This is a genomic window from Streptococcus troglodytae (genome assembly GCF_002355215.1).
Taxonomy (GTDB): domain Bacteria; phylum Bacillota; class Bacilli; order Lactobacillales; family Streptococcaceae; genus Streptococcus; species Streptococcus troglodytae.
The window spans coordinates 169,109-194,272 of record NZ_AP014612.1 but is presented as its reverse complement, the minus strand read 5'-3'; the positions used below and the strand labels follow the sequence as shown (position 1 = coordinate 194,272).

19 protein-coding genes, 2 tRNA genes, 3 rRNA genes and 4 pseudogenes are annotated in these 25,164 nt (G+C 40.3%); 4 read left to right on the top strand and 24 right to left on the bottom strand.

Annotated features, from left to right (window positions below; all coding sequences use genetic code 11):
* Positions 1 to 44: 44 nt before the first annotated feature.
* The 5 genes from SRT_RS01020 to SRT_RS01000 form a co-directional block, all read right to left on the bottom strand.
* Positions 45 to 118: transfer RNA gene (locus SRT_RS01020), tRNA-Asn, on the bottom strand.
* A gap of 5 nt (positions 119 to 123) precedes the next feature.
* A 5S ribosomal RNA gene (rrf, locus tag SRT_RS01015) occupies positions 124 to 239 on the bottom strand.
* A gap of 186 nt (positions 240 to 425) precedes the next feature.
* A 23S ribosomal RNA gene (locus tag SRT_RS01010) occupies positions 426 to 3,327 on the bottom strand.
* Between the two features lie 183 nt (positions 3,328 to 3,510).
* Positions 3,511 to 3,583: transfer RNA gene (locus SRT_RS01005), tRNA-Ala, on the bottom strand.
* Positions 3,584 to 3,642: 59 nt separating this feature from the next.
* A 16S ribosomal RNA gene (locus SRT_RS01000) occupies positions 3,643 to 5,198 on the bottom strand.
* The 16S, 23S and 5S rRNA genes sit together here with 2 tRNA genes alongside, the layout of an rRNA operon.
* Before the next feature lie 466 nt (positions 5,199 to 5,664).
* On the opposite strand from SRT_RS01000, the gene hslO reads away from it, so the two are divergent.
* Together hslO and dusB are read left to right on the top strand one after the other, a co-directional pair.
* Positions 5,665 to 6,534, top strand: coding sequence for an Hsp33 family molecular chaperone HslO (hslO, locus tag SRT_RS00990; RefSeq protein WP_128832740.1), 870 nt, complete (start codon positions 5,665 to 5,667; stop codon positions 6,532 to 6,534).
* Positions 6,521 to 7,498 (top strand): tRNA dihydrouridine synthase DusB, encoded by a 978-nt coding sequence (dusB, locus tag SRT_RS00985; protein WP_128832739.1) that lies wholly within the window; start codon positions 6,521 to 6,523, stop codon positions 7,496 to 7,498. The genes hslO and dusB overlap by 14 nt, the downstream gene beginning before the upstream one ends.
* Before the next feature lie 312 nt (positions 7,499 to 7,810).
* Here the strand turns inward: dusB and sloR are convergent, their stop codons facing one another.
* The 10 genes from sloR to SRT_RS10275 all read right to left on the bottom strand — a co-directional run bounded on the left by sloR (position 7,811) and on the right by SRT_RS10275 (position 18,032).
* Positions 7,811 to 8,464 (bottom strand): metal-dependent transcriptional regulator SloR, encoded by a 654-nt coding sequence (sloR, locus tag SRT_RS00980; protein WP_128832738.1) that lies wholly within the window; start codon positions 8,462 to 8,464, stop codon positions 7,811 to 7,813.
* Between the two features lie 186 nt (positions 8,465 to 8,650).
* The gene (locus SRT_RS00970; protein WP_128832737.1) at positions 8,651 to 9,571 is read right to left on the bottom strand and encodes a metal ABC transporter substrate-binding protein; all 921 of its coding nucleotides are present in this window, start codon (positions 9,569 to 9,571) and stop codon (positions 8,651 to 8,653) included.
* Positions 9,572 to 9,618: 47 nt separating this feature from the next.
* A complete protein-coding gene (locus SRT_RS00965; protein ID WP_128832736.1) occupies positions 9,619 to 10,458 on the bottom strand; it encodes a metal ABC transporter permease in 840 nt (279 codons plus the stop codon).
* Positions 10,455 to 11,198 carry a metal ABC transporter ATP-binding protein gene (locus SRT_RS00960; protein ID WP_128832735.1) on the bottom strand — a complete coding sequence of 248 codons (744 nt, stop codon included), beginning with the start codon at positions 11,196 to 11,198 and terminating at the stop codon, positions 10,455 to 10,457. The genes SRT_RS00965 and SRT_RS00960 overlap by 4 nt, the downstream gene beginning before the upstream one ends.
* 186 nt (positions 11,199 to 11,384) lie before the next feature.
* The gene (mvk, locus tag SRT_RS00955; RefSeq protein WP_230401489.1) at positions 11,385 to 12,296 is read right to left on the bottom strand and encodes a mevalonate kinase; all 912 of its coding nucleotides are present in this window, start codon (positions 12,294 to 12,296) and stop codon (positions 11,385 to 11,387) included.
* A gap of 289 nt (positions 12,297 to 12,585) precedes the next feature.
* Positions 12,586 to 15,000 (bottom strand): flavocytochrome c, encoded by a 2,415-nt coding sequence (locus tag SRT_RS00950; protein ID WP_128832734.1) that lies wholly within the window; start codon positions 14,998 to 15,000, stop codon positions 12,586 to 12,588.
* 1 nt (position 15,001) lies between these two features.
* Positions 15,002 to 15,604, bottom strand: coding sequence for an NADPH-dependent FMN reductase (locus SRT_RS00945; RefSeq protein WP_128832733.1), 603 nt, complete (start codon positions 15,602 to 15,604; stop codon positions 15,002 to 15,004).
* Between the two features lie 141 nt (positions 15,605 to 15,745).
* The gene (locus tag SRT_RS00940; RefSeq protein ID WP_128832732.1) at positions 15,746 to 16,594 is read right to left on the bottom strand and encodes an alpha/beta hydrolase; all 849 of its coding nucleotides are present in this window, start codon (positions 16,592 to 16,594) and stop codon (positions 15,746 to 15,748) included.
* A complete protein-coding gene (locus SRT_RS00935) occupies positions 16,572 to 17,792 on the bottom strand; it encodes a PTS sugar transporter subunit IIC (RefSeq protein ID WP_128832731.1) in 1,221 nt (406 codons plus the stop codon). The genes SRT_RS00940 and SRT_RS00935 overlap by 23 nt, the downstream gene beginning before the upstream one ends.
* A gap of 75 nt (positions 17,793 to 17,867) precedes the next feature.
* The gene (locus tag SRT_RS10275; protein ID WP_154662699.1) at positions 17,868 to 18,032 is read right to left on the bottom strand and encodes a hypothetical protein; all 165 of its coding nucleotides are present in this window, start codon (positions 18,030 to 18,032) and stop codon (positions 17,868 to 17,870) included.
* 435 nt (positions 18,033 to 18,467) lie between these two features.
* Here SRT_RS10275 and SRT_RS00925 point away from each other — a divergent pair.
* Together SRT_RS00925 and SRT_RS00920 are read left to right on the top strand one after the other, a co-directional pair.
* Positions 18,468 to 18,982, top strand: a pseudogene (locus SRT_RS00925) (DUF308 domain-containing protein).
* 83 nt (positions 18,983 to 19,065) lie between these two features.
* A complete protein-coding gene (locus tag SRT_RS00920) occupies positions 19,066 to 19,818 on the top strand; it encodes a rolling circle replication-associated protein (RefSeq protein WP_161940005.1) in 753 nt (250 codons plus the stop codon).
* A 222-nt stretch (positions 19,819 to 20,040) separates the two neighbouring features.
* On the opposite strand, the gene rpsI is transcribed toward SRT_RS00920, so the two are convergent.
* From rpsI to SRT_RS00870, 9 genes and pseudogenes are all read right to left on the bottom strand, one after another.
* Positions 20,041 to 20,433 (bottom strand): 30S ribosomal protein S9, encoded by a 393-nt coding sequence (gene rpsI, locus SRT_RS00915; protein ID WP_128832729.1) that lies wholly within the window; start codon positions 20,431 to 20,433, stop codon positions 20,041 to 20,043.
* A 24-nt stretch (positions 20,434 to 20,457) separates the two neighbouring features.
* The gene (rplM, locus tag SRT_RS00910) at positions 20,458 to 20,904 is read right to left on the bottom strand and encodes a 50S ribosomal protein L13 (protein WP_128832728.1); all 447 of its coding nucleotides are present in this window, start codon (positions 20,902 to 20,904) and stop codon (positions 20,458 to 20,460) included.
* A 400-nt stretch (positions 20,905 to 21,304) separates the two neighbouring features.
* Positions 21,305 to 21,499 (bottom strand): transcriptional regulator SmuR, encoded by a 195-nt coding sequence (gene smuR, locus SRT_RS00900; protein WP_002262994.1) that lies wholly within the window; start codon positions 21,497 to 21,499, stop codon positions 21,305 to 21,307.
* The gene (locus SRT_RS00895) at positions 21,496 to 21,942 is read right to left on the bottom strand and encodes a hypothetical protein (RefSeq protein ID WP_128832727.1); all 447 of its coding nucleotides are present in this window, start codon (positions 21,940 to 21,942) and stop codon (positions 21,496 to 21,498) included. The genes smuR and SRT_RS00895 overlap by 4 nt, the downstream gene beginning before the upstream one ends.
* Positions 21,942 to 22,456: pseudogene (locus SRT_RS00890) on the bottom strand (hypothetical protein). Before SRT_RS00890 ends, SRT_RS00895 begins: the two are co-directional and overlap by 1 nt.
* A 131-nt stretch (positions 22,457 to 22,587) precedes the next feature.
* A complete protein-coding gene (locus SRT_RS00885) occupies positions 22,588 to 23,448 on the bottom strand; it encodes a DegV family protein (RefSeq protein ID WP_128832726.1) in 861 nt (286 codons plus the stop codon).
* Between the two features lie 23 nt (positions 23,449 to 23,471).
* The gene (gene rlmB / locus SRT_RS00880) at positions 23,472 to 24,218 is read right to left on the bottom strand and encodes a 23S rRNA (guanosine(2251)-2'-O)-methyltransferase RlmB (protein ID WP_128832725.1); all 747 of its coding nucleotides are present in this window, start codon (positions 24,216 to 24,218) and stop codon (positions 23,472 to 23,474) included.
* A 195-nt stretch (positions 24,219 to 24,413) separates the two neighbouring features.
* Positions 24,414 to 24,907 (bottom strand): annotated as a pseudogene (locus SRT_RS00875) (TipAS antibiotic-recognition domain-containing protein); the annotation flags it as partial.
* Positions 24,894 to 25,049: pseudogene (locus SRT_RS00870) on the bottom strand (DUF2268 domain-containing putative Zn-dependent protease); the annotation flags it as partial. The pseudogenes SRT_RS00875 and SRT_RS00870, both read right to left, overlap by 14 nt.
* Positions 25,050 to 25,164: the final 115 nt, after the last annotated feature.

Genomic DNA, 25,164 nt, shown 5'->3' with positions numbered 1-25,164 from the left:
AAAAGCACCTAGGTAAAGATGCTCCATATCTATAATATATAAAACTCCGGCAGTAGGACTCGAACCTACGACATCATGATTAACAGTCATGCGCTACTACCAACTGAGCTATGCCGGAATTTTGCTAAGCGACGACCCTATCTCACAGGGGGCAACCCCCAACTACTTCAGGCGTGCTAGGGCTTAACTGCTGTGTTCGGCATGGATACAGGTGTCTCCCCTAGGCTATCATCACTTAACAAGCGTGATCGCTCACTCACGATTGAATAGCTAGCCACTAAAACCAACGCTGCGCCTGCTTCCTTTACTTAAGGAATTGTACTCGGGCTAAATCCTTGGAAAAAAGAGAAATGGTCTGGTGTTCATCGAACACTGCACCCATTTCCTATTTTTCAGGCGGATTTTACGCCTTTAGTAACTTATTTTTGGATAAGTCCTCGAGCGATTAGTATTGGTCCGCTTCACGTCTCACAACGCTTCCACTCCCAACCTATCTACCTGTTCTTCTCTCAGGGCTCTTACTAACTTGATGTTATGGGAAATCTCATCTTGAGGGGGGCTTCACACTTAGATGCTTTCAGCGTTTATCCCCTCCCTACTTAGCTACCCAGCCATGCTCTTGGCAGAACAACTGGTACACCAGCGGTAAGTCCACTCTGGTCCTCTCGTACTAGGAGCAGATCCTCTCAAATTTCCTTCGCCCGCAACGGATAGGGACCGAACTGTCTCACGACGTTCTGAACCCAGCTCGCGTGCCGCTTTAATGGGCGAACAGCCCAACCCTTGGGACCGACTACAGCCCCAGGATGCGACGAGCCGACATCGAGGTGCCAAACCTCCCCGTCGATGTGAACTCTTGGGGGAGATAAGCCTGTTATCCCCAGGGTAGCTTTTATCCGTTGAGCGATGGCCCTTCCATGCGGTACCACCGGATCACTAAGCCCGACTTTCGTCCCTGCTCGACCTGTCCGTCTCGCAGTCAAGCTCCCTTATACCTTTACACTCTGCGACTGATTTCCAACCAGTCTGAGGGAACCTTTGGGCGCCTCCGTTACGCTTTAGGAGGCGACCGCCCCAGTCAAACTGCCCGTCAGACACTGTCTCCGTAGATGATCAACCTACCGGGTTAGAGTAGCCATCACACAAGGGTAGTATCCCAACAGCGCCTCCAAGTAAACTAGCGTTCACTCTTCCTTGGCTCCTACCTATCCTGTACATGTGTAACAGATACGCAATATCAAACTGCAGTAAAGCTCCATGGGGTCTTTCCGTCCTGTCGCGGGTAACCTGCATCTTCACAGGTACTAAAATTTCACCGAGTCTCTCGTTGAGACAGTGCCCAAATCATTACGCCTTTCGTGCGGGTCGGAACTTACCCGACAAGGAATTTCGCTACCTTAGGACCGTTATAGTTACGGCCGCCGTTTACTGGGGCTTCAATTCACACCTTCGACAAATGTCTAAGCGCTCCTCTTAACCTTCCAGCACCGGGCAGGCGTCACCCCCTATACTTCATCTTGCGATTTCGCAGAGAGCTGTGTTTTTGATAAACAGTTGCTTGGGCCTTTTCACTGCGGCTGACCTTATAGCCAGCGCCCCTTCTCCCGAAGTTACGGGGCCATTTTGCCGAGTTCCTTAACGAGAGTTCGCTCGCTCACCTGAGGCTACTCGCCTCGACTACCTGTGTCGGTTTGCGGTACGGGTAGAGTATTCATTAACGCTAGAAGCTTTTCTTGGCAGTGTGACATCACTAACTTCGCTACTAAACTTCGCTCCCCATCACAGCTCAATGTTATAGATATAAGCATTTGACTCATATCACACCTCACTGCTTGACCAGACATTTCCAATCGTCTGGTTTAGTTAGCCTCCTGCGTCCCTCCTTCACTCAATACTCTAGTACAGGAATATCAACCTGTTGCCCATCGGATACACCTTTCGGTCTCTCCTTAGGTCCCGACTAACCCAGGGCGGACGAGCCTTCCCCTGGAATCCTTAGTCTTACGGTGGACAGGATTCTCACCTGTCTTGCGCTACTCATACCGGCATTCTCACTTCTATGCACTCCAGCGCTCCTTGCGGTACACCTTCTGCGCACATAGAACGCTCTCCTACCATCCCCTAAGGGATCCACAGCTTCGGTAAATTGTTTCAGCCCCGGTACATTTTCGGCGCAGGGTCACTCGACTAGTGAGCTATTACGCACTCTTTGAATGAATAGCTGCTTCTAAGCTAACATCCTAGTTGTCTGTGCAACCCCACATCCTTTTCCACTTAACAATTATTTGGGGACCTTAGCTGGTGGTCTGGGCTGTTTCCCTTTCGACTACGGATCTTAGCACTCGCAGTCTGACTGCCGGTCTTAACTCGTTGGCATTCGGAGTTTATCTGAGATTGGTAATCCGGGATGGACCCCTCAATCAAACAGTGCTCTACCTCCAAGAGTCTCACGACCGACGCTAGCCCTAAAGCTATTTCGGAGAGAACCAGCTATCTCCAAGTTCGTTTGGAATTTCTCCGCTACCCACAAGTCATCCAAACACTTTTCAACGTGTCCTGGTTCGGTCCTCCAGTGCGTTTTACCGCACCTTCAACCTGCTCATGGGTAGGTCACTTGGTTTCGGGTCTACATCTACGTACTCTGCCGCCCTTTTCAGACTCGGTTTCCCTACGGCTCCGTCTCTTCAACTTAACCTCGCACGTAAACATAACTCGCCGGTTCATTCTACAAAAGGCACGCTCTCACCCATTAACGGGCTCGAACTTCTTGTAAGCACACGGTTTCAGGTTCTCTTTCACTCCCCTTCCGGGGTACTTTTCACCTTTCCCTCACGGTACTGGTTCACTATCGGTCACTAGGGAGTATTTAGGGTTGGGAGATGGACCTCCCAGATTCCGACGGGATTCCTCGTGTCCCGCCGTACTCAGGATCCTGCTTGGCATCAAGTGAATTTCAAATACGAGGCTCTTACTCTCTCTGGCGACTCTTCCCAGAGTCTTCTTCTATTCCCTTGGCTGCTTTTGTGCAGTCCTACAACCCCAGAGTGTAAACACTCTGGTTTGCCCTCTTGCCTCTTCGCTCGCCGCTACTGGGGCAATCGCTCTTGCTTTCTCTTCCTGCAGCTACTGAGATGTTTCAGTTCACTGCGTCTTCCTCTGCATTACCTTAACAGTAATGAGTGACAGGCTTAACCTGCCGGGTTCCCCCATTCGGATATCTCTGGATCAAGGCTTACTTACAGCTCCCCAAAGCATGTCGTCGTTCGTCACGTCCTTCTTCGGCTCCTAGTGCCTAGGCATCCACCGTGCGCCCTTATTAACTTAACCTTATTTTCTCGTTTCTTTGGCTTTGCAGCGTCTCGGTTTCTTTCGTGTTGTCCCTATAGCTGCGCTATAGGGCTCTTTCTAGCTATTCAATTGTCAATGAACCATCGTATTTTATAGACTTCCTTGTCTTAAACAAGATATTAAGTTGAACTCTAGACTTACTTCTTTAGTATCCTGTTTTAATGGAGCCTAGCGGGATCGAACCGCTGACCTCCTGCGTGCAAAGCAGGCGCTCTCCCAGCTGAGCTAAGGCCCCACTTACCCTCTCAAAACTAAACAAGAAGCTCCCCTATCGTGCTTTCCTTTTTTCCTTAGAAAGGAGGTGATCCAGCCGCACCTTCCGATACGGCTACCTTGTTACGACTTCACCCCAATCATCCATCCCACCTTAGGCGGCTGGCCCCTTAACGGTTACCTCACCGACTTCGGGTGTTACAAACTCTCGTGGTGTGACGGGCGGTGTGTACAAGGCCCGGGAACGTATTCACCGCGGCGTGCTGATCCGCGATTACTAGCGATTCCGACTTCATGGAGGCGAGTTGCAGCCTCCAATCCGAACTGAGATCGGCTTTCAGAGATTAGCTTGCCGTCACCGGCTCGCAACTCGTTGTACCGACCATTGTAGCACGTGTGTAGCCCAGGTCATAAGGGGCATGATGATTTGACGTCATCCCCACCTTCCTCCGGTTTATTACCGGCAGTCTCGCTAGAGTGCCCAACTTAATGATGGCAACTAACAATAAGGGTTGCGCTCGTTGCGGGACTTAACCCAACATCTCACGACACGAGCTGACGACAACCATGCACCACCTGTCTCCGATGTACCGAAGTAACTTCTTATCTCTAAGAATAACATCGGGATGTCAAGACCTGGTAAGGTTCTTCGCGTTGCTTCGAATTAAACCACATGCTCCACCGCTTGTGCGGGCCCCCGTCAATTCCTTTGAGTTTCAACCTTGCGGTCGTACTCCCCAGGCGGAGTGCTTATTGCGTTAGCTCCGGCACTAAGCCCCGGAAAGGGCCTAACACCTAGCACTCAGCGTTTACGGCGTGGACTACCAGGGTATCTAATCCTGTTCGCTACCCACGCTTTCGAGCCTCAGCGTCAGTGACAGACCAGAGAGCCGCTTTCGCCACTGGTGTTCCTCCATATATCTACGCATTTCACCGCTACACATGGAATTCCACTCTCCCCTTCTGCACTCAAGTCAGACAGTTTCCAGAGCACACTATGGTTGAGCCATAGCCTTTTACTCCAGACTTTCCTAACCGCCTGCGCTCCCTTTACGCCCAATAAATCCGGACAACGCTCGGGACCTACGTATTACCGCGGCTGCTGGCACGTAGTTAGCCGTCCCTTTCTGGTAAGCTACCGTCACAGTCTAAGCTTTCCACTCTTACACCCGTTCTTCGCTTACAACAGAGCTTTACGATCCGAAAACCTTCTTCACTCACGCGGCGTTGCTCGGTCAGACTTTCGTCCATTGCCGAAGATTCCCTACTGCTGCCTCCCGTAGGAGTCTGGGCCGTGTCTCAGTCCCAGTGTGGCCGTTCACCCTCTCAGGTCGGCTATGTATCGTCGCCTTGGTAAGCTCTTACCTTACCAACTAGCTAATACAACGCAGGTCCATCTACTAGTGATGCAGTTGCATCTTTTAAGCTCCTAGCATGCGCTAAAAGCTAGCATGCGGTATTAGCTATCGTTTCCAATAGTTATCCCCCGCTAGTAGGCAGGTTACCTACGCGTTACTCACCCGTTCGCGACTCACTGACCTCGTGGAGCAAGCTCCCGTGAAATCAGTGCGTCCCACTTGCATGTATTAGGCACGCCGCCAGCGTTCGTCCTGAGCCAGGATCAAACTCTCATTATTAGTTCGTCTCTTCACTCATCTCTGCACTCTGACAGTTTTTTTCTTATTGACAGGTTACTTTCGTAACCCTGCACTTGTTTGGTTCGTCTTCTTGTTCAGTTTTCAAAGGGCTCTGCCTCTTTCTGAGACAACTTCTTTATTCTATCAGCTCTTCGCCCCTTTGTCAATAGCTTTTCCTTTTTTTCTATTTTAATTCCTTTATATACCTCTCTTCCCCAAAACCTCGCCGTTTTAAACCGCTTTCGCAACAGTCCAGAACTGCCTTCGAAAATACACTGATGAGCCTCTTGGCTTTTCATATTTATCCCTTAAACTTAAAGTATTAAGAAAAATTTTAATAATAAGTCTTTTAGTTGACTAACATTCATTGAAATTAGGTGAAACACTTTTTTGATAATAGTTAAAGAATGTATTTACCAAGTTTCCCTATTATTACTTCCGTATAATTTGTGTTAAAATAATGGATATGGATAAACTTATTAAGTCAATAGCAAAATCAGGATCTTTCCGTGCTTATGTACTTGATAGCACTGAAACGGTCAGAACTGCTCAAGAAAAACATCAAACCCTATCGAGTTCAACTGTTGCTCTAGGACGCACACTCATTGCCAACCAAATTCTCGCAGCTAATCAAAAGGGAGACAGCAAGGTTACTGTCAAAGTTATCGGTGACTCTTCTTTTGGTCATATTATTTCGGTTGCTGATACCAAAGGAAATGTAAAAGGCTACATTCAAAATGCCGGCGTTGATGTCAAAAAAACAGCTAGCGGTGAAGTTATCGTGGGACCTTTTATGGGAAATGGACAGTTTGTGGTCATCACTGACTATGGAACTGGCAACCCTTATACCTCATCAACGCCACTTGTTTCAGGTGAAATCGGTGAAGATTTGGCTTACTATCTAACTGAAAGTGAACAAACACCATCTGCTGTTGGGCTCAATGTGCTCTTAGATAAAAAGAATAAGGTCAAAGTAGCCGGTGGCTTTATGCTGCAAGTCCTTCCAGGAGCTTCTGCGGAAGAAATCGCTCGTTACGAAAAACGTATTCAGGAAATGCCTGCTATTTCAACTCTGCTAGAGTCAGATGATCACATCGAAGCTCTCTTGAATGCTATCTATGGTGAAGAGGACTATAAAGTTTTAGCTGAGGAAGACTTACAGTTTACCTGTGATTGCTCGCGTCAACGTTTTGAAGCAGCACTTATGACATTGGCCAAATCTGATCTTAAAGAAATGGAAGAAAACCACGGAGCAGAAATTGTCTGCCAATTTTGTGGTAAAAAATATCAATTTAAGGAAAGTGATTTAGAGGAGATGATTAATGGCAAAGCTTAATAGCTCATTTATGATTGACAATGTGGAAATTCCTCATCGTACCGTCTTAGCACCAATGGCAGGAGTGACAAATTCCGCTTTTCGAACTATCGCTAAAGAATTTGGAGCTGGACTTGTCGTGATGGAAATGGTATCCGATAAAGGCATCCAATACAATAATGAAAAAACACTCCACATGCTTCATATTGATGAAGGAGAGCATCCCGTTTCTATTCAGCTTTTTGGCAGTGATGGTGATAGCCTAGCACGTGCAGCCGAATTTATTCAAGCCAATACCAAAGCCGATCTTGTTGATATCAATATGGGCTGTCCTGTTAATAAAATCGTAAAAAACGAAGCTGGTGCTATGTGGCTGAAAGATCCCGAGAAAATTTATTCCGTGATTTCAAGCGTTAAGTCAGTTTTAGATATCCCCTTAACCGTAAAAATGCGTACTGGCTGGTCTGATGCATCTTTAGCAATTGAGAATGCCTTAGCTGCGCAATCAGCTGGTGTTGCTGCTCTTGCTATGCATGGTCGTACCAGAGAGCAAATGTATACTGGCTCATGTGACCATGAAACCCTTGCTAAAGTCGCTAAGGCTGTCACTAAAGTACCCTTTATCGCTAACGGGGATATTCGCAACGTTGAAGATGCTAGGTTTATGATTGAGCAAGTTGGTGCAGATGCAGTTATGATCGGTCGCGCAGCCAGAAGTAATCCTTATATTTTCTCTCAGATCAATCATTATTTTGAAACGGGACAAATGCTAGATAATCTACCATTTGTCAAAATGCTGGAAATTGCAAAAGAGCATCTTCGACGTTTGGTAGAGCTTAAAGGAGAAAAAATCGCTGTTCGTGAATTTCGTGGCTTAGCACCTTATTACCTTCGCGGTACATCTGGTGCTGCCAAAATTCGCTCAGCTGTCTCACGAGCTGAAACCATTTCGGAAGTCGAGAACATTTTCAATCAAGTCCATTGATACTCAGCAAAAATCAAAACGATAGATTGTTGTACTGATGATACTAGTTTGCTGTACTCTGTTATTGTCTGCGACTCGTCATCAGGTCTATTCTTGACTTTTGTTGAGTATGACTCGCTTAAACCCTTAATAAACATCTTTCTAAAGAATAAAGCTTCCATGACTTTCAAGCATGCATGGAAGCTTTATTGATGTGAAAATTTCAAAAAGTAGCAAAAATTCTTTCTCATGATTTGGACATCATTTAACCCAGAATGCTAATAACAGCTGTTAGAAGCTATCTTATATCATGCCCAATGGATAAGTCTCTTCTTATTTAGCTTTCTTTTCAATGTAAATTTGACTGGCAACCGCTGATGTCACTTGTAATTGTTCCCCATCTTTTTCAATGGTATAAGCACCTGCAAAAGCATCATATTCTAGGAGTCTTATTTCATCTCCGATCTTTAAATGATGCTGTTCCATATACTTTAATAACTGAAAGTTATCTTGAATACGTTTCAACAAGTAAACTCCCATCTCTGTTACACCCTTTAAAGTTGTACGATACTTCTCTACTAAGGGCTGTCCATGTTGAGGAATGGTTCCTCCATGCGGACAAACCTTAGGATAGTTAAGCAACTTATCTAAACGTTCAACAAACACATCAGAGACAGTATGTTCCAGCACTTCAGCCTCTTCATGAATTTCGTCTGCTGTGTAATTAAGATGATTCATCAAAAAAACTTCTATCAGACGGTGCTTGCGATAAAGAGATGACGCTAGAATCTGTCCTTTTTTTGTCAATAAATAACCCGCTTGTTTGTCTTTAAGAACCAGATCCTCCGATAGTAATTTTTTAACCATCTCTGAGACAGCCGGAGCAGATACAGACATTTTCTCAGCAATTTGCTTGTTGCTGATCTTCTCATCACGCTCACTGAGTTCATAAATAATTTTAAGGTAATCTTCTTTATTAGGTGTCATAGTTTATCCTCTTCTTTGTCAAAATCATTATATCAAAATGTCCGTAAAAAGTGGATAAAAGTTTTAAATAGCTATCATCCGATCAGGAAAGCTTGAATAGACTGTTTCCATATTAATTGGGTGATGATATTTATTATTAACAGCTTCATATGCTAAACAGCTACGAGAGTGAGCGGAAGCCTTTTCTCATTGTGACAGACCACCTACAATTTTATCTATATTCCACTTCATCATCGCATAGTAACTATCCCCAGCCTGTCCTTTTTTAGCAACTGAATCTGTAAAAATTTTAGCGGCAATTGGGATACTTGTATCTTTTGAAACAGTTCTCATTGGACGATCATCAACACTGCTTTCTACAAAAAGCGCAGACACCCGACTTTTCCTTAATTTTTTAACTAAAGCCTTAATTTGATTTGGCGTTCCCTCTTCTTCGGTATTAATTTCCCATATATAGGCAGAAGGAATGTCGTAAGCTTTAGAGAAATACTTGAAACAGCCTTCACTAGTTACGATCATCTTCTTCTCAGCAAGAATACGACTGATTCTTTCTTTGGCTGCTTTGTGCAGCTTTTCAAGTTTGGCGCTGTAAGCTTGAAAATTTTTCTGATAATAACTCTTGTTTTTAGGATCTTTTTCAGACAGACGTCTCATGATATTTTTAGCATAAATAATACCATTTTTCAGATCAAGCCAAGCATGCGGATCTTCTTTCCCTTTTTCTTTTGCATTTTCCAAATAAATGGTCTTAACACCATCGCTCACTGCAAAATAATCCTTGTCGGCCTTTTTATGAGCATTTTTAACTAATTTGGTAAACCAGGCATTGCCTCCATTTTCAAGATTAATCCCATTATAAAAAATGATATCAGCCTGAGAGGTCTTTTTAACATCTTCGGGAAGAGGCTCATATTCGTGAGGATCTCGACCAACAGGAACAATACTATGTAAGTCAACCTTATTACCAGCGATATTCTTAGTAATATCAGCAATAATAGAATTGGTGGCTACAACAGTCAATTTTTTGCCTGTTGTTTTTTTAGAAGTACAGGCAAATAGGCCCACCAAAGATAGACAAACTAGCAACAATAAGCTTAATTTCTTCATTAAAATTCTCCTTATTATAATAAACAATTGATAATAGTTAAGAATGATTATTTTTCTGCTTTTTTCTTAAAAGATCTTTGCTTGGGTGCAAAAACAAAAGAAAGCAAAAAGATAAGTGCTGAAGTTAAAACAATGCTTGAACCTGCTGCAATATTGAAACTATAGCCGATAAAGAGCCCGACAACGGAAGCAAAAGCACCTAAAGTTGATGATAATAAAATCATGATTTTTAAACTATTGGCATAAAGATAAGCTGTCGCCGCTGGAGTAATGAGCAAGGCAACAATTAAAATCGTACCAACACTCTGCATAGCTGTAACAGAAACCAGAGTCAATAGAATCATCAACAGATAATGGTAAAAATGAACAGACAGCCCCATAGACTTGGCCAAAACAGGATCAAAAGAGGTCAATAAAAGCGGTCTGAAAAATAAACAGATAAAAAGAAGAACAAGCAATGAAATGCCCAACGTAATCCACTTATCCAGATCTTGAACAGCTAAGATATTACCAAATAAAATATGAAACAAATCAGTTGAACTATTGGCAAGACCGATTAAAATAATACCCAATGCTAGGAAAGAACTAAAGGTTATCCCTATAGCTGTATCGCTTTTAATAATGCTATTTTCCTTAATAAGGGTGATAATGAACGAAGCCAAAAGACCAAAAACAATAGCTCCAATAAAAAAATTAATTCCCAAAATATAAGATAGGGCAACGCCCGGCAAAACAGCATGAGAAATAGCGTCTCCCATGAGAGACATTCCACGAAGAATGATAAAACAACCTACAGCTCCTGCTACAATACCAATAATAATCGCTGTCACCAAGGCATTTTGTAAAAAATGAAACTGTTGTAATCCTTGTATAAATTCTGTAATCATGAAGCATCACCTGCCATTACAAATTGTGATTGATACGTTTTGGTCAGATTTTCCTGTGTAAAAACAGTTTCTGTCTGACCAAAGGCAAGGGCTTTTTTATTCAAAAGCAGCACATGATCAAAGTAAGCTTTGACCTTGCTCAAGTCATGATGAATAATTAAAATGGTCTTTCCTTCTTTCTTGAGCCTTTGTAACAGTTCCACAATCATTTCCTCACTGATAATATCAATTCCTACAAAAGGCTCATCTAAAAAAATATAATCAGCATCTTGTACCAAACAACGCGCCAATAGCATACGTTGAAACTGACCTCCTGAAAGTTGACTAATCTGCCTATTGGCATAGCCTGCCAAATCAACCTGAGAAAGCGCTTCTTGAACACATTGCCAATCTTGTTTTTTCAAGGTTGATAAGGGTTTGACTTTTGAAAATAAACCTAAAGAAACGCATTCCTTAACTTTAATGGGAAAATTGTAATCAATATCCGCTTTCTGTTCAACATAGGAAATACTTCCTAGATTTTGGCTTAACATTTTACCATCAATAAAACTTGTCCCTTCATGATCAATCATGTCAAGTATCCCTTTAAACAAGGTTGACTTGCCCGCACCATTGGGGCCAATAATACCCGTAATTGTTGCATCGGGAATTTCTAAAGATATATTCTCTAAAGCAAGATGATCACGATAAGAAACGCTTAAATTTTTATCCTTAACATTTTGGCTCCTTTCATAAGTAATATAGCTTAATATTTAAATTAAGTCAAGTTAAATTTTATGTTGGATATAGTTAATTTTAAATCTCTATTTTCCTGTTTACACTTACTTTCTTTGAATACAAAAAGCACTGTCAAAGTTAGATCGGACATTTAACTTTGACAGTGCAATTCACTGATTAGTATCGTTTAAATGAATTTTCAATTAATATTAGAGATTTCCTAAATATTGGCACCATGCTTGCTTAGCACCTTGTTCTAATAAGGTTCTTGCTATCTTTTCTGCGTCCTCTTTATCTTTTGCGAGAGCAATGAGACAACCACCTCGGCCGCCACCTGTTAATTTGGCTCCCAAAGCTCCTGCTTGTCTAGCAACTTGAGCCAATCTGTCCAAGGTTTGATTGGAAACCGTTAGACTTGCTAAAAGTTGGTGGGCTTGATTCATCACTTCGCCTAATTCTAAAATGTGATTATCTAATAGAGCTTCCTTTGCCAATTTTGTCAATTGACCCAATTCCTTAATGGCTTGCTTAGGATCTGAAAGGTTATCAATTTGATAAGCTGCTTTGTTAAGAAGTGTTTTTACCGATTGAATAGCTTTTAAGGTCTGACCAGTCTGACCAGTGTCAGCAACAATCAAATAGGCATCCATATTGATTGACAACTGTTCAATAGGCTGATCTTTAACAAAAAAAACTGGAGATTTGCCACTAGTCGTTACGGTATCAATCCCAGAAGGATTACCATGTGCAATCTTTTCTGATGATTGAACAATTTCCCATAATTCCTTATCCGTTAATACCTTACCATAAAAGTTAAAAAGACTTCTAGCAATAGCTACAGCCACTGCTGCACTTGACCCCATTCCACGTTCAGCAGGAATGGTAGAGTGAATATCAATATGAATGGCTGGATCTTGCGGTGCTCCAATACGATAAAGGGAAAAACGAATGGCATGCTTGAGACTTTCCAAAATTTCAGGCATCTTATGAACAAGACCGTCATAAAATTCGCAGGTAACTGTTAAGGCTTCGCCATCTTCTTTAACTTCTGCCACGGTCTCAACAGCAGAAAAAGGGATAGCAATGGCTGGCTGTCCATAAACGACAGCATGCTCCCCCATTAAAATAATTTTCCCAGAAGCTTTGCCCAAAGCAATCTTCTTTTCAATAATGACTTTTCTTTTTCCTTTAATTGAGAATTAATCATACTCTTATTATATCACTTTTTGCGAACCTGCCCAATGTAAATATTTTTTATGATTAGAGTAGGCATTTAGTACAAAAATAAAAACATAGCTGACACTTAAATAATCAAAAAACTCCTCTCATAAGAGAGACGATTTGACGTCACTCATTATTTGAGGAGAATTTGCCAAAAAGGAATCGTTAAGTTTTTTAATCGAATACCACTTATTGGCAGCATTCTGTTACAGCTGTTTCTGCTGCAATACGCCCAAAAGTAAAGATATCAGCTAAGGCATTACCGCCTAAGCGATTGCCGGCGTGAATACCGCCTGTCACTTCCCCAGCAGCGTAAAGAGATGGAATCTTATTGCCATCTTCTTTAATAACATGAGCTTGTGTATCGATCTTTAAACCGCCCATCGTATGATGGGTTGCTGGTTTTCGAGGTGTTGCATAAAACGGTGCCTTTTCAACCTTGAGATCAAAAGCTCCTTTATCAAACTCAGGATCATAGCCCGCTTCGACATAGGAATTGTAATTGTTGATGGTTTCCACAAGGGTAGCGGGATCCACACCAATTTGCTCTGCCAAACTTTCTAAAGTATCAGCACGATAAAGCGTTCCTGCTGCAACTTGTTCTTCAATTTTTTCATTGCTGGTATTCATGGCAGTAGCTTTGATATTTTCATCAGCAATTAGATAGAAGAGACCTCCATTATCAATCGCAGCTTTAGAAAGCGTATCACGACTGCCATATTCATCCACAAAACGTTTGCCTTCTTTATTAACCATAACAAAGTTTGCCGGTGGAACTTGTAAGCCTGAGAAAATGGCTCCCGTATTCGGGTCTGACACTGGCATCATTTGGCTGAAGCCCATATCAACAAGAGCGGCACCAATACTTTGCCCTAAGCGAATGCCATCACCTGTTATAGCTGGTGAATTCGTTGTTTGAATATTATCATCAATATTACTCCAGTAAGTATTGTATTGTTGTAACATCTTAGTATTGGCACCAAAACCACCAGAAGCCAAAATAACTGCTTTGGCATGGACGGTAATGGTTTGTCCATTGCGGCCTTTAGCAAGTACTCCCTTAATAAGACCATTTTCCAAAATAAAATCTGTGACTTCAGTATCCGTTAAAATAGTACCACCATTCTTGCGAATATAGGTATCCAAAGCTTCAATAAAAGCATAACCCATCGGTTGTTTAGGTTTGTGAGAGCGACGCCATAAAGCCCCTACTGGCATACTAACTTCAGAGCGGTCAAAATCAACACCAATATCCGCTAACCAATGGACGGAATCAAGATCCTTATCTGTTAACACCTTTACAAGGTCATAATTGCCATAGACTTCACAACCATTACGGTCAGTTCTTTTGCCACCAATATAGGTTTGAATCCGATGGAGAATATTAGAATCAAATAAATAGCTTGGATCTTTCAAGTAGTTAGTTACTTGCTGCTTTAATTCTTTAAAGTCGGCTAAATATTCTGCTGCGATACTGGCTTCATCTGTTTGAATCAGCTCGGAAAGATTATGAGCTTCCCCGGGATTAGCGGGAAAAGTCTTTTGCCATTCAGGATCTGCTGCATTTAATAAGCCACCAGAACGTACAGTATTACCTCCAAGAGCAGGGAACTTTTCAAGCACCATCACTTGCTTACCTGCTTGCAGCACTCGAGCTGCTGCTGCTAAACCGGCCCCACCTCCACCTACGACAACCACATCTGTGCCGTAAGTCTTATCCTCTTTATCCAAGGCTGAGGGTGCCTTCGGACGTTTCCGCAAAACATCCGGATTGCCTCCTGCCAACTGAATTGCTCTGGCAACCCCATCTAAAACACCGTTGCTGGTCACCGACGCTCCTGACACAGCATCTACATTCAAAGTCTGACCTTCCAATATCTCATTTGGGATCCGTGTAAAGACAATATCGGCTATTCCTGAGGACTCTCCGGAACTATCAATATCAATCTTTTCAATTTTATCTTCTGATAAGGTAACAGTCATTGGCAATTTGCCATTATGCCCTTGAGTTGTCACCTGATAAGTCCCCGCTTCAAAGCTTACCTCTTCTGGTTCATTCAATTGATTAGCCACTTGCACAAACCGTAAGAATTTGAAGAAGCAAGACTCTAGAAAATCAACTGTTGCTTCTGACTTGAGGTTGCCTGCTTCGTCAAAAGCCTGATGGGCGCGTCCCAGTAAAAATTCACTGCCCGGCATGACGGCCGCATTGACACCCGGAGCATCTAAAATCTGCCGTAAATGCAATTGCGCTCGAGAAGATCCTTGCACATCATAAGAAGCCCCAACAATCATAAGGGGTTTGCCATCTAGGGGATGCACTTTAAAGGACAGCCATTCTAAAAGGCTGTTTAGACTTGATGGAATGGTGTGGTTGTGTTCGGGCGTTGCAATAATTACTCCGTCAGCTTGGCTGATTTTAGTGTTAAAGTTTTGGATAGCAGGTAAATCCGTTTGGTCCTCCGTTTCATTGAACATTGGAACATCAGCAATTTCCATGATGTCAATATCAGCCTTTTGAACAAAATGTCTCTTCATGAATTGCAGTAACATTCGATTATATGATTGCTTAGCATTGGTCCCAACAATAGCAATTAATTTCATTTTATTCACCTGCTTCCCATGCAAATGCCTTTTTGCGATCTGTATCAGCTTGTCTGACAATTTGATTTGTGACGGTCACAAAGTCCTGAAATTCTGTGAAATGCTCCTCCAGCTCAGCTGTTTTTTCCGGATTATTGAGATTAAAGTCATCATCCAAGACGTGTTCAGAGTGGCCTAGGAAAAATTCGGTTCCCGGCATGACACGTGCCTTCAATTCTGGTGCATCTAAGATTTGGCGCAAGTGAGCTTGAGCACGCGATGTTCCAAGAGCACCTAGCGAACAGCCCACAATCATAACTGGTTTATTAACAAGAACTCGACTGGTATAGGCAATCCACTCTAGAGCTGAGGCCAAGGGGGCAGGAATAGTATGATTATACTCAGGTGTTGCAATAATAACACCATCTGCCGCTGCAATCTTTTTAGAAAAAGCAGCCACTGCAGCCGGAGCTGTCTTGTTTTCTGGTTCATTAAAGGCAGGCAGATCTTTGATCTCCAAAACTTCAATAGCCGCCTGAGGAGCAAAATGTTCGGCCATGAAGCGCAGTAATTTGCGATTGGTGGAACGTTCGGAATTCGTCCCAACGATTCCTACTAAATTCATAGTTGTCACCTCTTTCTCATTGTTATATCATTCAAATTAACTATAGCATTCCTTCCTTTTAAAAGCAAGCGCTTACATGGTTCTGAAAAACTTATTGTTAAAGCAGAAACATCTTCCGTTATTGGAAGATGTTCAATTCTCTTAATTTTGATTTTTTGGTCCAACCTTTTTACGGTTGTTATTTAAAATATTTTCAGAAATCAAGTCTAAGACTTCCTTATTCGTTGGTAAATCAGAGTGCTCTGCTTCATTTCCTGTAACCGTAATTTGCGTGTATTGCTTTATTGTTTTTTGAAAAATGTACTTACCTGTCTCAACACTGGTAATAGGAACGATATAATCACCATCATAGCTATTAGTCCCTGCCACATTATAAACGGTCAAATCATCTGGTAATGCATCTTTAGCAGCAATCAGATCTTGCAGCATCTGGGTGTGATTGGAACTATTAACGACCTCAAAATTATAAGGTGTTCCAATTGTCATCAGAGTATTGAGGTGAAAATTTTCTTTTGTATAGTAATTTTCAAGGTAGACTGTCCAATCCAGACCGCCATTAGAATGTCCGATGGCATTAAAATTTTTAAAATGATATTTCTTTTGCAATTCATCAAGAGCATGATCCAACCATTTCGCTTGTTTTTTAATCGTTGCATAACTATCTTTATTATCAGCAAAAGCAATGACAATATAAAGACGATTATCACTAGCAGCAATCTGTCCGCTATAAGAAATTGAATTATCCTTATGGACAGTTAACTTGAGAATACTATGCTTTTTTCCTTGCTTATTTAAGGAAGCAAGTGTCTCATTAAACCGTTCCTGAGTGGCCTCTGAACCCGGAACCATAATGGTGGGGTTCATTCGAGAATTGTAAATTTTCATCTTCGTTTTAGAAGAAATATTAATATAATTTCTCCCCCAAAAAATCATGGTCAGTAAAAGAATTGCTACAAGGATGAGAGCACTACAATTCACTATTTTTTTCATTAAGAACCTCTCTGAACAAAACAATTTTAACAAAAGGCAAGTAAATCATGACTGAAATAACTAAAATAATAACCGTAACCACTAAATACCGCCAATCACCATTAGATGCCAAAAAGCCAAAGAGAAAGTTAGGTGTTCCAGTAGGTACTTCATAAACAGCTGGATTGACAAGACCAATTGCAAGGCAGCATGCTCCTAGCAATTCTGCAACAAGTGTCGTTAATAACATTGGAATCAAAAGCAGAGGCTGAAATAAAATGGGGAAACTTAATAAAAGAGGCAAAGGCTGATCAAACAACAAAGGAACAAAAGAAAGACCAGCCATTTTATAAGAAGTATTTATGCGATACCGTCTGCTAATAAGCAAGATGGCGATTCCTAAAGCTAACAATAGTCCTACTCCGCCATATAAAGCAAAAGCATCTTGTACAGTATAAAGGGTAAACAGATGAGGTACCTTATGAATCGAATGATTCAAAACCGCATCCAAATTTTCACTGACAACATTTAAAGAAAAATTAGGAGATGCTAACACTTCAGGTACAATTAAACCTAGAGAAAATAAGATGACGCCACCAAAAGATAAAAATATGATAAGAAAGAGGTGACTAGGTCCATTACCCAGTAAATTTGAAAAGCCTTCTTGAACATAGTAATTAATGTTTAAAAAAGGGATCTTATAAGTAGTAATTCCCCAAAAAAGTGTTACATAAACAAAAAGGGACAGAAAAAGCCATTTTAATAATTGAAAATGATGATGCTTTAACTTCTTATTTAATAAAGCTGCACCGCAAAACACCAGTGCCCCCAATACTTGAAACAGCCAAATAGGCTGAGCAATATGGTTATCCACATCAAAATTAACTTCACCAAAAAGCAGCCATACGAGCAAAAAACTAACAATACTTGGTATAAACGAATCTACTTGACGTCTTTTTAGGAGTAAACGTATAAAATAAGCCATACATAAACCAACTAACAAACACAGAACAATTCGATCAAACTCCAAAAAGCGTTCTGTAAAGGACAAAATCCACTTATTTTTATATAAATTCAAATCAGCTGTTACTGAGAAAAAGCTGGTTGGTGATAAAAAAAGATTGTGAATAAGCACCGAAAAAGAGTAGATAAGGGCCAAAGGGAAAACCTGATGCATACTCTCATATAGCAAACTCCGACATTCATAAAACCAGCGCATTGTTTTCTTACCTCCATCAGTAACAAAAATATAATACTCCCCTTAGCTTAACGTTTCATAAACAAGCAAAATAATCTATTCCCCATTATAACAATTAAGAATCAGATTGAAAAGACAGATGCTATTAAGGTTTATTTTAGGTGCTGAAACTGGCAAGGTGACAGATTGATCATAACTATCAACTCCTGTCTCACTAACTGTTTCTGGCACTCCCAAATTACGTGGAATGATTTTTGTCAATCTATTTAAAGCTCATTTCCAAAATGAAAACCAAGTAACCTTGCCTCTTTCATTAAACGAACCAGCCAACGATTTGGCAACCAAAGCGGAAACTATCTCTAGAAAACTTAAATTTTTTGAAGAGAAGAAACATATTAAAAAGACTAAGAAATACTAGAACTTGCTTCATAAGCTGTTTAATCGTTTGCCTAGGTAAAAAGATACCTACTATTTTTTACTGCAGCGGAAAGTGTTCTTTTACTGAGGTGCTGGAACAAAAAAATCAAAATAGCTTTAATATAGAGTCTTTCCCCAATGTAACCATGCTCAAACATTAGCCAGTCACTTATTCTTATAAACAACTTTTACGAAACTGCCCATTTTTTATTGACAACCAAATTTAAAAGGATTAGAATACCTCTGTTATTAGACTATATTATACATAGGGGGATAGAAATGACATTTTCTAATCGTTTGTTGATATTTTTTTCAGGGATTATTTTCTTCTTGTAGCACTATTTCTCTTCACTAACCCTGAAGCAAATCTCATCGTCTACAGTTGGTTAATAGCCTTTGGTTTCCTTGTCAGTGCAGTTGCTGCTGTGGTTGCTTACTTCTCAGTACCAAAAGAACTGCGTTCTCCAATCTACCTTTGCCAAGGGATAATCAACCTACTATTAGCTGTTTATCTTATCACTTATGGCTTTATAGCACTTCCTATCGTTATCCCTACCATTTTAGGAATCTGGCTAATCGTGGAATCCTTCGTCGCTTTCTTCAAGGGAAACCGTCTGGGACTAATTTTCCCTATTATTGGAAACCATATCATGTGGATAGCAATTCTCACTTTTGTATTGGGATTAGTTATTCTGTTTAACCCAGTTGCAACCGGTGTATTTGTTATTTATTTAATCGCCTTTGCTTTCTTAATAGCTGGATTTGTCTATATTATTGAAGCTTTCCATAAATAGCTAAAGAGGTTGGAGCAAAAATGTTTCAACCTCTTTAGCTATTTAGTGGTTTTAATTTTTTTATAAGCAAACATTACGAGAAAATGATCAATGGAGTACAACAAAAAATTATCCAAACATCTTCCTATATTGAGGTGTGGGAATATGAAAAACCGATAAGATATGGATTTTCAAAAAAAGATCAGTTTTTATACAGAAAGAATGAATCCGATGAACTAACGAGATACAAACGCCTTGCAAAGACAAGGCAAAATGCAAGGTACGAACTCATGAGACTTATTGATACGAATTATTGTGATAAAACGACCAAATTTTTAACACTCACAACACAAGAAAATATCCAAAATCGCCAAGAGTTCAATCTGCTGTTTGATAAATTTATGAAACGTCTGAATTATAATGCCTTTAAATCCAAAAAGAAACTTTTAAAATATGTAGCTGTTTTGGAAAAACAAAAGCGCGGTGCCTATCATATTCATATCTTACTTTTCAATCTTCCCTATATCCCTTATGAAAAACTTCAAAAGATCTGGAAATTAGGAAGCGTATGGATTAACATAGTTGATATAGATTCAAAAGATAACCGAGGAAAGTATATTACAAAATATATGGAAAAAGGAATCGCTCAAGAACTTCTTGAGCACAAAGGAAAAAAATCCTACTATTCCTCAAATAACTTAACAAAGCCTACCCAACTTAGAATTCTTGATGATGAGAGTATAGATAATCTAGTTTCTGATAAACACATTGCTTATCAAAATGAATATACAGCAAAACTTAAAATCAATGGTGAATGGGTTGAAAACAAGGTCATATATCATAAAATTAAAATTTGACAGGGAAATTATACTAGTTATTTTACCTGATGAGCAAATACATGAAATCCAATTACTGGTTTCATATATGATAAAATCTAAGTTCAATTATTTTTAACAAAATAAGGATCTAAAAAGCCTTTAATGATTCAGAAATTTCAAATAAGACTTGAGAAACTTTTGAATTTTAGATAAAAAGAACACCCCAAGAGGTGTTCCAAATAATATAGGCTTCTTTCCAAATTAACGTTTTGAGAACTGGCTAGCCTTACGAGCTTTCTTAAGACCTGGTTTCTTACGTTCAACCATACGAGCATCACGTGTAAGGAGACCAGCGCGTTTGAGTGAGTCGCGAAAGTCTGGATCAACTTCAAGCAACGCACGTGCAATTCCGTGACGGATCGCTCCTGATTGACCTGCATAACCACCACCAACAACGTTAACGAAAACATCATATGAACCTTCAGTAGATGTTACTGCAAAAGGTTGGTTGATAACAAGGCGAAGGTCAGCATGTGGAATATATTCTTCAACATCTTTTTTGTTTACTGTAATTTTACCAGTACCCGGTACCAAGCGAACGCGTGCGACAGCGTTTTTACGGCGACCAGTTCCTGCATATTGTGCTTGTGCCATTATTATATTTACGCTCCTTTCCTCTTAGATAAGTCCTGTAATATCAAGTACTTCTGGTTGTTGTGCAGCATGCGTGTGCTCAGAACCAACAAAGACTTTCAATTTCATACCTTGCGCACGTCCAAGAGTGTTATGCGGAAGCATCCCTTTAACAGATTTTTCAATCAAACGCACAGCATTTTTAGAACGCAATTCACCAGCAGAGATTTGCTTTAATCCACCTGGATACATTGAGTGAGTGTAGTAGATCTTATCAGTTGCTTTTTTACCAGTTAATTTAACCTTTTCAGCATTAATAACAATAACGAAGTCACCTGTATCTGTATGAGGTGTGAATGTTGGTTTGTTTTTACCGCGAAGTACGCCGGCAACAACTGCTGATAGGCGTCCAAGAGGGACATCAGTCGCATCAACAATGTACCATTTACGTTCAACTTCACCTGGCTTAGCCATGTATGTTGTTTTGTTCATGATTTCTCCTATACGAATCTTTATGTTTACAATGTGGATGTTCCGGTCCACAAATTATTTGAAGGGTTCCGGGGCCTTTCAAATGGGGCAAACAATACCGCCTTATATAATATCAAAAAATCAGCCCCAAAGTCAAGACTTACAGGCTGATAATTATAAATTTTTCCTCTCTTGTCATTATTAAAGTAAGTTCTGCTTCACTTTCCAAACCAGAAGTCAGCATGAGACAGATTTTTATGATGAAATTACGTTCGAGACGAACTATACTGCTTTTACACTTTTGTTCAAATGAGCTTCCACTATCCTGCGCGGTGAAACTTACTTTAAAAATTTAGCAATTTTTCCCACTCTTTAATAAAATAAATAAATAAAAATGAAACTGTTCTAAGATGAACCTCTTTTATTCTTCCCAAAACAGCTCATCTAAACTCTTGTCCAAAGCTTTGCAAATTTTGATGCAAAGGTTAATTGTCGGATTGTAATCCCCTTTTTCCACAGCTGCAATCGTTTGACGAGATACTCCAACTAAATCAGCTAAAGCCTGCTGAGACAGATCTTTACCGGCACGCGCAGCTTTCAAACGTAAATTTTTCATTTGTCTGCTTCTTTCTTATTAAGATAATGACGGTAGATAATACTTGCTCCCATACAAATTAGCCAAAAACCAGATAAGCCTAAGTAGGAGCATTTTGTGATAGATTCTCTTAAACTATCATGTTCTAGAATAGACATCATGATAGCAACAAGAAAGACTAGCACTCCAAAAAAGATAAGAGGAACAGCGGCTAAACGACCGATTTTTGCAATTTTTCCAAAACGTGGATCAACAAAGGGGCTGACACCTCTTAGAGTACTGTAGCAAAAATTAAGAACGAGTCCTCCCCAAAAAGCGATATTAAGCAATAAATCTGTCTTTCCAAATGTTGCGAAATAAAGTATAAGCATAACAAACCAAAAGGAAAGACAATAACTTTTAAGTTGAATTTGCTGCTGACGTTCATCGTAAATGACTTGTTTATTTGACTTTTCCATTTTCATTACTCACCCTCCCTTTTATCTCGAATGGTTTTATAAGCAGTTACTAGAAAAATGACAGCAAAAGTCAGCATAAACAATAAACTCATTGCTTTTTCTCCTGTTAGATAAATATGCCCGTCATAACCAAAGCTGCCCTGACTCCAATTTCGATAAACAGCGAAAATTTGAATAGCAATAATAACGGCATACACATAGAGGAACCTTTTGTTTTTCTTGCTGTGAAATAAGCATCGTTTAGGATACTGCTGCAGACAAAGACACCTACGATAAGAAAGAGACTGGCAGTACCTGCAAAGGATAACGAGATATATTTTTCCATCACTTCACCCCATATCGCAAGAACAAGATTGAAGGCCATCACAACCCAAGCTGCATTGGTATAAGCTTTCTTTTGCATGAGTAACTGGCGTTCATCGTATTCTCGCTTGCCTTTCTTATCCGCATAGAATCTTAAGAAGACAAATCCACCTATCACAATAACCAATAAAATCAAATTAACAACAAGGTCAAACATGAGAAACACTTCCTTTCCTTTTCACCTTTACCATACTTCAATTATAGCATTTTATCAAATATATTTTACAAAATATCTAAAATATTTAAAAAAAGTAAAGTCAGATAAGCTAACTTATCTGACTCTTCTCTTTATCTGGCTTCCTTACCGATGGTAAAGACTGCTAAAGTATTTGGTCCCACATGTGTTGAAATGACAGGACCTAAAGGTAGTGTGACCACATTTTTAATTTTTTCATTTGCCAATAATTGCTCTTTCAAATTTTCAGCAGCTTCACTATCATTGGCATAGGCTACAACAGCCGTATCATGAGCTACATCAGCTGTTGCCCGTTTAAGCATTTCTTTCATTCCTTTTTTACGACCGCGTAATTTGGCAAGAGGAACTAATTTCCCACTGGCGTCCAACCACAATAAAGGCTTGATATTAACCAAGCTTCCTACAACTGCCGAGGTCTTTGAGAGTCTGCCTCCTCGCATCAAATGGTAAAGGTTGTCCACTAAGAAGAAGGTTCGCAAACGTGGTCCTACCTCAAGAATCAATTCTTTGGTTTCCTGAAGAGATTTTCCTTCTTCGCGAGCTTGAGCTGCCAACATTGCTAAGTAGCCTTCTCCACCAGCTGCTGCTAAAGTATCAACCATTTCAATGCTTGCTTGTGGATACTCTTCTAAAACAATATCTCTAGCCATAACAGCAGACTGATAAGTTCCTGATAAAACAGATGAGAAAGCAATGTAAAGCACTTCTTGTTCATTTTCAGCGGCTTGACGGAAATAAGATTCAAACTGTCCAACATTCACTTGACTAGTCGTTGGTTTACTGCCAGCAGCGATTTTTTCTAATAAAATGTCACTGGTTAGCCGATTGGGACCTACCGTTTCATAAGTGATGCCATCTAATTGGACGGTTAAACCAAGCACCTGAACATCATTTTCTTGTGTCCAACTTTCTGGCAAATCAGCAGTTGAATCGGTCAAAATTTTAAAAGTCATTGTTATCTCCCTTTTCTAAATCATTACTTTCGATTTCTAAAAACTTCATACATGAGAATAGCAGCGGCTACACTAGCATTGAGACTTTGAACGTGTCCATTCATAGGAATTGTCACCATCTCATCAACCTGCTTTTTGATATTGTGAGAAATGCCTCGGCCTTCATTGCCAATAATCAAAGCTAACTTTCCAGAAGTGTTCCACTGAGTTGAGGGTGTCCCATTCATATCTGTCCCAAAAATCCAAAAACCAGCTGCTTTCAACTTATCAAGGGTTTGGCCAAGATTGGTCACACGAGCAATGGGGACATGTTCCACTGCACCAGTTGATGTTTTAGCAACAACAGATGTCACGCCAACCGCGCGGTGTTTAGGAATAATGATTCCAGTCACATTGGTTGCATCAGCTGTACGCAAGATTGAACCAAAATTATGAGGATCATTAAGCTCATCTAGAATAAGAAGCAAGGGATTATCTTCCTGCTCCGCTTTTTTTAAAATCATCTCAAATTCTGTATAAGCAAAGGCTGATACACGTAAGATAAACCCCTGATGAACTGCCCCTTTTGTCATGTCAGACAAAGTTTTCTTGGACGTCCAAGAGATAGGAACTTTCTTCTTCGCGGCCAGATTCTTTATTTTATCAACATTTTTACCATGTAAATCATTTTGGATATAGAGTTTGTTCCCTGTATTAGCTTGAAGACTCTCCATTACAGCATGAACGCCATAGACAATATCGGTATTTTCTGTAAAGTCTTTATATCTCATAATGTCATTATAGCATGAAAAATTGTTCTTGCGAAAGAATCTTTTTATTCTCATGCCTTCCAAGTATTAAAAAGTATCTTTCTTTTCTTGTATGATAAGTCATTTGGGTCATTTATTTTATCAAGGCAATATTTTTGAGATTGGGAAAGAATTCAATAAAACGCAAAGAAATCTATCTTTGCGCTATCTACTATTCTAAGTTAAATAATAAGTGACTGCTTCGGCGATAAATCTTGTCAGGTCAAGATTGCCATACTTGTCAAATAAGCTTTAAAACGCGAATCACAGGCATAGGATTTCGCAATATAAGCCAAGACCTCATTTGAAAAATCACCAACCATCAGGAAAGCCGACTTCCACTGTTCAACAGCTGCCGCTACTTCTGTTGCAGAAAGCGGCAAATGACTCACTCGTTTAAATTCTTGAAAAACTTGGTCAAACTGCTGCTCCATTTTTGTGTCATACTGAGTTCTTTCAGTAGAATCAAGCTGTGCCCGATGGTCTTGATAAGTTTGGTAGACCGATGTTTTCCCATAACGAAGCTTTGCTTCTGTTTGATATTGGTCGTTCAACAGTTTTTCAAAAATATCCAAAGTAATGGGCGGCGATCCAGTCAGAAAATTTTCCAGTTCTTTCTTCTTTTTTTGCAAATCCTGAATTTTCTGATCCAAGCGTGTCCGCCTGCTTTGCCTCGTAAGGAATATTCTGTTGGTAAAATTTGGGCTTAAAAGGCGCCAGAACTTGTTCTTTAAAATAAGTCCTTCTTTTGGCTACAGGCATTTCCAGCAACTCACGGTAAATTTTATCTGAGCGAATAATATGAATGGTCATTATGTTTTCCTCCTGTACTGACAGTATAAAGGATAACGTAAGGTCACAGTCAAGCGGTTAAAAAACAGCCTCCATTTGAAAGCTGTTTTTATAGTGGATTTAGAAAGGAATAGGA